The sequence below is a fragment of the Serratia sp. ASV30 genome, assembly GCF_016428815.1.
GTDB classification, from domain to species: domain Bacteria; phylum Pseudomonadota; class Gammaproteobacteria; order Enterobacterales; family Enterobacteriaceae; genus Chania; species Chania fonticola_C.
The window spans coordinates 1-5563 of record NZ_JAELTL010000112.1 but is presented as its reverse complement, the minus strand read 5'-3'; the positions used below and the strand labels follow the sequence as shown (position 1 = coordinate 5563).

General features: G+C 50.5%; 5 protein-coding genes and 4 tRNA genes. 7 read left to right on the top strand and 2 right to left on the bottom strand.

Annotated elements, in window-relative coordinates; translation table 11 throughout:
• Positions 1 to 465 precede the first annotated feature (465 nt).
• Both murB and birA read left to right on the top strand, forming a co-directional pair.
• Entirely contained in the window at positions 466 to 1503 is a 1038-nt protein-coding gene (murB, locus tag JHD74_RS25305) for a UDP-N-acetylmuramate dehydrogenase (RefSeq protein WP_024531377.1), read from the top strand.
• Positions 1500 to 2462: a bifunctional biotin--[acetyl-CoA-carboxylase] ligase/biotin operon repressor BirA gene (gene birA / locus JHD74_RS25300; RefSeq protein ID WP_074032467.1), complete on the top strand. Its 963-nt coding sequence runs from the start codon at positions 1500 to 1502 to the stop codon at positions 2460 to 2462. Before murB ends, birA begins: the two co-directional genes overlap by 4 nt.
• 41 nt (positions 2463 to 2503) lie before the next feature.
• On the opposite strand, the gene coaA is transcribed toward birA, so the two are convergent.
• Positions 2504 to 3454 carry a type I pantothenate kinase gene (coaA, locus tag JHD74_RS25295; RefSeq protein WP_199063815.1) on the bottom strand — a complete coding sequence of 317 codons (951 nt, stop codon included), beginning with the start codon at positions 3452 to 3454 and terminating at the stop codon, positions 2504 to 2506.
• Between the two features lie 220 nt (positions 3455 to 3674).
• On the bottom strand, positions 3675 to 4223 hold the full coding sequence (locus tag JHD74_RS25290) for an N-acetyltransferase (protein WP_199063814.1): 549 nt from the start codon (positions 4221 to 4223) through the stop codon (positions 3675 to 3677).
• A gap of 393 nt (positions 4224 to 4616) precedes the next feature.
• On the opposite strand from JHD74_RS25290, the gene JHD74_RS25285 reads away from it, so the two are divergent.
• From JHD74_RS25285 to JHD74_RS25265, 5 genes are all read left to right on the top strand, one after another.
• Positions 4617 to 4692 (top strand) — tRNA-Thr (locus tag JHD74_RS25285).
• A gap of 25 nt (positions 4693 to 4717) precedes the next feature.
• Positions 4718 to 4802, top strand: a tRNA-Tyr gene (locus tag JHD74_RS25280).
• A 195-nt stretch (positions 4803 to 4997) separates the two neighbouring features.
• Positions 4998 to 5072, top strand: a tRNA-Gly gene (locus JHD74_RS25275).
• 6 nt (positions 5073 to 5078) lie between these two features.
• A tRNA-Thr gene (locus JHD74_RS25270) sits at positions 5079 to 5154 on the top strand.
• Positions 5155 to 5265: 111 nt separating this feature from the next.
• A partial coding sequence (locus tag JHD74_RS25265) for a GTP-binding protein (RefSeq protein WP_233169678.1) occupies positions 5266 to 5563 on the top strand: 298 nt, incomplete at its 3' end.

Sequence of the window (5563 nt, the reverse complement as noted above, 5' to 3'; positions counted from 1 at the left end):
GTCGGAACCTTTGATTAGCCATACCACTTCGGCAGTGATGAGTAATCAGAAAGATAAGAAGTTCTGAGGAATATCAGCGGGCTCGATCGGTTCCCTCTCCTGGGAGAGAGGGTTAGGGTGAGGGGACACATTACTCGGCTATCCCGAATTATCTCTTCATTGGTAAATGATTAAATATAACCGGGTTCCCACCTGGAAATATTCATGAAATTTTTAGTTCCAAACCGGCCAGGCTAATTCATACATATCATTAATGCTGATAGATTTTATATAACTCAGACTTCTGCAAGAGTCGAGATAATGTAATTACCATATTATTATGATTTACAAGGATATTTTTAATATCCTATGAGGCTTGCGGTTATTAGCTAACAAGAAATTACAAGTGAATAAAAACAAATAATAGCCATGCGCGGTGGATCGAGTAGACTAGATGATAATTTGTTCCGTCAGAGTATTTAAATCATGTCTACTGAAAGCGCGTCTTTAAAACATCACAATACTTTTGCGCTCCCGGTCAATGCAGCGCATTTAGTCATTGCTGAAGAAATTGAAATGATGATTAAAGCCTGGCAGCAGGCGCAAAAGCGCCAAGAGCCACTGCTGGTACTCGGTGAAGGGAGCAACGTCCTGTTCCTGGAGGATTTTGCCGGTACGGTCATGATTAACCAGTTAAAAGGTATCACGGTCAGGGAAGAGCAGGACGCCTGGCATCTGCATGTCAGCGCCGGAGAGAACTGGCACTATCTGGTTAGCCAGATGCTCGAGCGTGGCATCCCTGGGCTGGAAAATCTGGCCTTGATCCCAGGTTTAGTCGGTTCGGCCCCGATCCAGAATATCGGGGCGTACGGCATTGAGCTTAAACAGGTCTGTGAATATGTCGACCTGCTGAACCTGACTACGGGCGAAATCGATCGTATGGATCCTGAACGCTGCCAGTTTGGTTACCGGGAAAGCGTTTTTAAGCATGAGCTTAAGCAAGGCTTCGTGATTGTGGCCGTGGGTTTACGGCTTAGCAAACAGTGGAGCCCGCTGCTGAACTACGGCGACCTTGCCAAGCTGGATCCCAAGACGGTAACGCCGCAGCAGGTATTTGATGCGGTATGCGCCATGCGGCGCAGCAAGCTGCCGGATCCACGTATTACCGGCAATGCAGGCAGCTTCTTTAAAAACCCACTGGTGAGCGGGGAAGTCGCTAAAACGTTATTAGCACAATATCCAGCAATGCCACATTATCCGCAGCCGGACGGGCAAGAAAAGCTGGCTGCCGGTTGGCTGATCGATCAGTGTTCACTCAAGGGGCATCAGATCGGTGGCGCAGCTGTGCACCGTCAGCAGGCCTTGGTATTGGTAAATGCCGATAATGCCAGCAGCCAGGATGTGGTTGCTCTGGCCAGGCACGTGCGCAATACGGTAGCGAAGAAATTCGATGTCTGGTTAGAGCCAGAGGTACGTTTTATGGGCGCTACTGGTGAGCTGGATGCCGTAGAGGTCATTTCATGAGAGACACCACTGTACCACTGAAGATCATCTCCCTACTGGCGGACGGAGAGTTCCACTCTGGCGAACATTTGGGTGAGTCATTGGGAATGAGCCGCGCAGCGATTAACAAGCATATTCAGACCATCCGGGAGTGGGGGTTGGATGTGTTCACGGTTCCGGGAAAAGGCTATAGCCTGCCTGCGGCGATCAACTTGCTGGATGCTGAGCGTATTCTTGGTTTACTGGAAGACAAGCGGGTCACGGTGTTGCCCGTCGTTGATTCAACCAACCAGTATCTGTTGGACAGGCTTGCAGAATTGACTTCCGGTGACGCCTGTATAGCCGAGTACCAGCAGGCAGGGCGTGGGCGGCGTGGGCGGCAGTGGATTTCGCCTTTCGGGGCCAACCTATATTTATCCATGTTCTGGCGTCTTGAACAAGGGCCCGCGGCCGCGATGGGGTTGAGCCTGGTTATTGGCATCGTGATGGCAGAAGTGTTGCAGCGTCTCGGTGCAGATCAGGTCCGTGTGAAGTGGCCCAATGATTTATACCTTAACGATCGCAAGTTGGCCGGTATTCTGGTTGAGCTGACCGGTAAAACCGGGGATGCAGCCCAGTTGGTGCTGGGAGCTGGTATCAACATGGCGATGCGTGAAACCAACGCTAGTCAGATTGATCAGCGCTGGATCAACCTACAGGAAGCCGGGATCACTATCGATCGTAATGAACTGGCCGCCAAATTGCTTAATGAGTTACGCCATTCATTACGGCAATTTGAAATAGACGGGTTAGCTCCCTTTATTTCACGTTGGCGTAAATTAGATAACTTTATCGATCGCCCAGTTAAGCTATTAATTGGTGAACAACAGATTTTCGGTATTGCCCGCGGTATTGATCAGCAGGGTGCATTACTGCTTGAGCAAGAGGGGGTAATAAAACCCTTTATTGGTGGTGAAATATCTTTGCGGAGTGCTGAATAAGCTAAAATAAGAGAGGCCACTGGCCTCTCTTTCGCTATCTATTATTTCCGTAACCGTACACTGTCCACTGCGTGATTGGCGCTCTTAGTCATAATCAAGCTGGCCCTCTCGCGAGTGGGTAAGATATTTTGCTGTAAATTCAGACCATTAATCTCATTCCACAGCTGGGTGGCGATGTTGATCGCCTCCGTTTCCGGCAACTGCGCATAGCTATGGAAATAGGAGTCTGGATTAGAGAACGCACCCTGACGGAATTTCAGGAAGCGGTTGATATACCAGCTTTGCAATAGATCGCCAGGGGCATCGACATAGATGGAGAAATCAACAAAGTCGGAAACAAATACCCGGTGAGGATCGTGTGGATAGTCCATCCCGCTTTGCAAAACATTCAATCCTTCCAGGATCAGAATATCAGGCTGTTCGATAACTTTATTGCCTTCAGGCACGACGTCATAGATCAGATGAGAGTAAACCGGGGCAGTAACACGTTTGGCACCGGATTTAACTTCCGAAACGAATTTCACCAGGCTATGCATATCGTAGGATTGCGGGAATCCTTTCTTCTTCATCAGGCCGCGCTCGTTCAGCACCTTGTTCGGGTGCAGAAAGCCGTCTGTGGTGATCAGCTCCACGCTACGATGTTCCGGCCAGCGGCTCAACAACGCCTGCAACAAACGCGCCGTGGTACTTTTACCCACCGCTACGCTGCCAGCAATGCCGATCACATAAGGAATGCGTTGGCCATCTGTGCCAAGGAATTGCTCCAGAACTGCCTGGCGACGCAGGTTAGAACTGATATAGAAGTTCAGCAACCGTGAGAGCGGCAAGTAGATCTGCGCGACTTCTTCCAAGGAGAGATCTTCGTTAATCCCTTTGAGTTTAACAATCTCTTCTTCCGACAGCGTCAGCGGCACCGAATCCCGTAACGCGGCCCACTGGCTGCGATCGAACTGAAGGTAAGGCGTCGCTAAAGATTGATCTCTTTTTATCATAAGCCAAATTCTGCCTGTTAACGCAGGTTGGGAAAGGCGCTGGACGCCAACTCCAGATAATAATCAAACTGCATATTATAGACAGCTGGCTTTTAGGCGTAGACTTTTTTCGCATTTGTGGTCGATTAGTGGCAGTTTTTACCAATAGTGCGAACAGGTACGCAATTGATAAAGGGCTTGTTGCAGGGCGGTATCACTGGGTAATGATACCGTTTTCAGGTCAGCTTGCGGCGGCGCGAGAGGGTTGCTGAACGGCAAACAGCCGCTTGTAGTAAATCGCCGTCGGGTGGTAATACCCGTCGGGAGCCGCGGCGTAATCGGGTATCTCCCCGAGGCAGCGGTAACCTAACGAGCGATACAGCGCTTCGGCTGCAGAGCCGGCCTGGGTGTCCAGATAAAGCAGGCCACGGTGGATCTCAAGCGCCGTTTTTTCCAGCGTTTTCATCAACGCCTGGCCAACGCCATTGCGACGGGCGCGGCTGTGCACCAGCAGTTTTTGTACTTCGGCCCGGTTGCGGCCGTTGGGCTTCTGACACAGGGCTAGTTGGACGGTGCCAATGACGCCGCTTTCATCTCTGGCAATCCACAATAGCAACTCTCCTTTGGCCAATGCTGGGCGCAGGCTATGGAAGTAGCTCTCGGCATCTTCGTGGGGAATTTGCGTGTCGTAACCTACTGAAGCCCCGTGAGTGACCGCATCGGTGAGCAACTGCGCCAGCTCGGCGCGGTAAATGGGAAGCGTTGCCGCATTGATCAGGACAATTTTCATCGGTCATACCTCCTGGTTATTTGGGATAATGAAGATAAGCAATAAACGCGCCAATACGGCTAACCTGTGCGGGGGCAGCCAATCCAGGGACGAAAGCGGTATACAGGCACCATCAGAGAGCACTGTCCTCTTTGTGGTGCACTACCCCGATAGCCGCTTTCAACCGATGGGCTATCTTTGATTGAGCGATAGGGCAAAGTGCAGGGAAAGCCTCAGCAGGATAGGTCTAAAATAGTTTAGAGTAATGTCCAAAATTGATGAAATTATGCGCCTCAACGGTAAAAAATTGCGAGCCGGATGCAGAAATCGGCTGATTTATGAGCGATAGGGCTTAGATCGCAATTTTTTTGTTGCATAGCCCGTCAGCTCTACCTAGAATGCGCTGCACTTGATGCCGGCTTAGCTCAGTAGGTAGAGCAACTGACTTGTAATCAGTAGGTCACCAGTTCGATTCCGGTAGCCGGCACCATTCAAGTATAAAGTAGTTAAAATCTGGTGGGGTTCCCGAGCGGCCAAAGGGAGCAGACTGTAAATCTGCCGTCACAGACTTCGAAGGTTCGAATCCTTCCCCCACCACCATATTAGACCCGAGGTACTGGGTCACACCGAGCGGTAATGCTGAATCAAGCGCCGGTCGGGGAAGGTGAAAACCTTCAAACAGTTCGCGCCGCGTAACGGAAGTTGCTGGCACGAAGGGTGAAGAGTTAAGCGACGAACAATCCTTCTCTCCACCTTTAAAGTCTACAGAAAAGTCAGGTAGCCGAGTTCCAGGATGCGGGCATCGTATAATGGCTATTACCTCAGCCTTCCAAGCTGATGATGTGGGTTCGATTCCCACTGCCCGCTCCAAGATGTGCTGATATAGCTCAGTTGGTAGAGCGCACCCTTGGTAAGGGTGAGGTCGGCAGTTCGAATCTGCCTATCAGCACCACTTCTTAATTTCTCGCCCCCTGATTTTCTTTCTGTTTCCTGAATTCAACAAGCAAATGCTTGGTTGATGTGGTGATACCACCGATTTATCCGTGTCTTAGAGGGACAATCGATGTCTAAAGAAAAATTTGAACGTTCAAAACCGCACGTTAACGTCGGTACTATCGGCCACGTTGACCACGGCAAAACTACCCTGACTGCTGCAATCACTACCGTTCTGGCTAAAACCTACGGTGGTTCTGCACGTGCTTTCGACCAGATCGACAACGCGCCAGAAGAGAAGGCTCGTGGTATCACCATCAACACTTCTCACGTTGAATATGACACCCCGACTCGTCACTACGCGCACGTTGACTGCCCAGGGCACGCCGACTACGTGAAAAACATGATCACCGGTGCTGCTCAGATGG

What these genes read in the sequence shown, in the direction of transcription:
- murB (WP_024531377.1), top strand. Translation starts at nt 466, where the DNA reads ATGTCTACTGAAAGCGCGTCTTTAAAACATCACAATACTTTTGCGCTC.
- birA (WP_074032467.1), top strand. Translation starts at nt 1,500, where the DNA reads ATGAGAGACACCACTGTACCACTGAAGATCATCTCCCTACTGGCGGAC.
- coaA (WP_199063815.1), bottom strand. Translation starts at nt 3,454, where the DNA reads ATGATAAAAAGAGATCAATCTTTAGCGACGCCTTACCTTCAGTTCGAT.
- JHD74_RS25290 (WP_199063814.1), bottom strand. Translation starts at nt 4,223, where the DNA reads ATGAAAATTGTCCTGATCAATGCGGCAACGCTTCCCATTTACCGCGCC.